Origin of the sequence: Mesorhizobium sp. M7A.F.Ca.ET.027.03.2.1, assembly GCF_003999175.1 — a bacterium.
Classification (GTDB): domain Bacteria; phylum Pseudomonadota; class Alphaproteobacteria; order Rhizobiales; family Rhizobiaceae; genus Mesorhizobium.
On record NZ_RZOM01001150.1, the window covers coordinates 1 to 1,872 of the forward strand.

The following is a 1,872-nucleotide window of genomic DNA, read 5'->3' on the forward strand; positions in this document are numbered from 1 at the left end:
GCGCCATCGTCTGCATTTCACCGTGGAATTTTCCGCTCGCCATCTTCACCGGCCAGATCGCGGCCGCGCTCGTCACCGGCAATTCGGCCATCGCCAAGCCGGCCGAGCAGACGCCGCTGATCGCCTTCCGCGCCGTCGAATTGCTGCGCGAGGCCGGCGTGCCGGAAGATGTCATCCAGCTCCTGCCCGGCGACGGCCCGTCGGTCGGCGGGCCGCTTACATCGGATCCGCGCATCGCCGGCGTTTGCTTCACCGGCTCGACCGAGGTTGCCAAGCTGATCGAGAAGCAGCTGGCCGAGACGGCCGAGCCCGACGCCATGCTGATCGCCGAGACCGGCGGCCTTAACGCGATGATCGTCGATTCCACCGCGCTGCCCGAACAGGCGGTGCGCGATATCCTGGCCTCGGCCTTCCAGAGTGCCGGCCAGCGCTGCTCGGCGCTGCGCGTGCTCTACGTGCAGAAGGACGTCGAGAAGAAGATGCTGGAGATGCTGAAGGGCGCCATGGAGGCGCTCAATGTCGGCGATCCCTGGCGGATTTCGACCGATGTCGGCCCGGTCATCGACGACGAGGCACAGAGCTCGATCCGCGAGTACTGCACGAAGATGGGCCTGCAGGGCCGGCTGATCGCCAAGCTCGAAGCGCCGAAGGAAGGTCGCTTCGTCGCGCCCCACGTCTTCCGCGTCAAGGGTATCGAGGATATGGAGCGCGAGGTGTTCGGGCCGGTGCTGCATGTCGCCAGTTTCGACGCCGACGAGATCGACGCGGTCATCGCCGCCATCAACCGCAAGGGCTACGGCCTGACCTTCGGGCTGCACACCCGGATCGAGGGCCGCGTCCAGCATTTCGTCGACGGCATCCATGCCGGCAACATCTATGTCAACCGCAACCAGATCGGCGCCGTCGTCGGTTCGCAGCCGTTTGGCGGCGAGGGGCTTTCAGGCACCGGCCCGAAGGCCGGCGGCCCGCACTATCTCCGCCGCTTCCGCAAGGGGCTGGAGGCTGGTACCGATTTGCAGGATGGCCATAAGGTGACGGCGACCGAACTTGCCGACAATCTGCCCGATCCCACACTTGGCGGCTGGTCGACCCGTCCGGACCGGATCGCCATTCTGAGGAAGCATCTGCGCGGCAAGGGTGCTGCGGCCATAGGTGCGGCCGCCGGCATCGATTTCGGCCAGATCGACCTGCCCGGGCCGACCGGCGAGGCCAACACGCTCTCGCTGTCGCCACGCGGACGGGTGCTGTGCCTCGGTCCTGACGGCGATACGCTGCTGGCGCAGACGATCCAGGCGCTCGCCGCCGGCAATGCCGTGCTGGCCGTTGCGCCAGGTGCACCGGCAGCCCTTTCTGCGTTGACCGGCAAGGGCCTGCCGCTGGCCGCCATCGACGGCCGGCCGGATCCGGTCGAGGCGCGCGCGCTACGCGTCGACGTCGTCGCTTTTTCAGGCACGTCCGAGGCCGCGCGCATCGTGCGCAAGGTCATCGCCGACCGCTCCGGCCCGATCGTGCCGCTGGTCACGGAGGTGCTCAACCCGGCGGCTTATGCGCATGAACGGGCGGTCTGCGTCGACACCACCGCCGCGGGCGGCAATGCGAGCTTGCTGGCCGGGGCCTGACCCCCGGTCAACTTTTGTTTTTATGCATGTCGTTGTCCCAAAATCGGGACCACTTTTGGCCGACATGCATTACGCGCCTTCGACGACCGAAAAACCCTCGAACTGGGGGTGGCCGAGATAGTGGACCTTTGGCGTGCCGACATTCCTGTGGGCGGCGCGGAAATTCTCGGACTTGGTCCAGGCGATAAAATCGTCGTGGCTGGCCCACACCGTGTGCGACGCGAAAAGCGTGTAGCCTTCGGTCTCGTTGACC

General features: G+C 66.7%; 2 protein-coding genes. One reads left to right on the forward strand and one right to left on the reverse strand.

Going from position 1 to position 1,872, the window contains the following annotated elements:
• Positions 1-1,619 (forward strand): L-glutamate gamma-semialdehyde dehydrogenase (locus tag EN750_RS32275; RefSeq protein WP_127399104.1); only part of this gene is annotated, 1,619 nt, incomplete at its 5' end.
• A gap of 69 nt (positions 1,620-1,688) precedes the next feature.
• On the opposite strand, the gene EN750_RS32280 is transcribed toward EN750_RS32275, so the two are convergent.
• Positions 1,689-1,872, reverse strand: a 184-nt coding sequence (locus EN750_RS32280; protein ID WP_145968124.1) for an antibiotic biosynthesis monooxygenase, incomplete at its 5' end; no start/stop codon positions are given.